Source organism: Dellaglioa sp. CoH-57-MRSF-21 (assembly GCF_056781915.1).
Map to the genome: position 1 here is coordinate 1 of NZ_JBXAXU010000013.1, position 603 is coordinate 603.

2 protein-coding genes are annotated in these 603 nt (G+C 53.7%); both read right to left on the minus strand.

The features are described 5' to 3' along the window. Positions 1-68: 68 nt before the first annotated feature. The gene (locus AC1RPQ_RS07590; protein WP_481762201.1) at positions 69-302 is read right to left on the minus strand and encodes a hypothetical protein; all 234 of its coding nucleotides are present in this window, start codon (positions 300-302) and stop codon (positions 69-71) included. 53 nt (positions 303-355) lie between these two features. Then, on the minus strand, positions 356-603 hold a 248-nt coding region (locus AC1RPQ_RS07595), incomplete at its 5' end, for a hypothetical protein (protein ID WP_481762202.1).

Genomic DNA, 603 nt, shown 5'->3' on the forward strand with positions numbered 1-603 from the left:
CCGCTATCCTTCTCATGCTGCGCGTGTGCATACCACGGGTCGTACTTCGTACTGTCAAACTGCTGCGTTTACGGGTCATACGACGGCAGATCGACCGGGAACTTCGTGGACTTGCCATCCTTCGTCTTGGTCTTGACCCATGCAGTTGCATACGAGTGAACGTCACCGTAGAGCCGCAGCGTCACCCACTTCTTTTCCGGAAACTTGAAAAGCTGCACGCGATCCTGAATTTTTACCTTGTCGCGCTTGCCACCGCTGCTGGTGTTGACCGAATCGACGTCTGCGCCTTTTTGACGTGCCATTTGATGCTATCCTTGCTTGGTTGATGGTTTGTTACTGGTACTGCGTGTCCACACTATTTACTATCAGTGGACGAAACGGGAACGCGGGTCAGTGATGAAACTGCCGTTGTCAAATCCCGGTATATTGCGACGATGGTCTCGCGCAGACCTTCATCATCCTGCGCGAGAGCTGCGTCCAGTGCAAAGCAGGTAGCTTCTAGAACTGCCTGCTGATGAACGGCCCGATCATGGGCACGCGCCTCCAGTTGCTTCTGAACAACTTCGAACAACGCGATCTTGGCCGCGTCATCGAGGTTGCTAT

What these genes read in the sequence shown, in the direction of transcription:
- AC1RPQ_RS07590 (WP_481762201.1), bottom strand. Translation starts at nt 302, where the DNA reads ATGGCACGTCAAAAAGGCGCAGACGTCGATTCGGTCAACACCAGCAGC.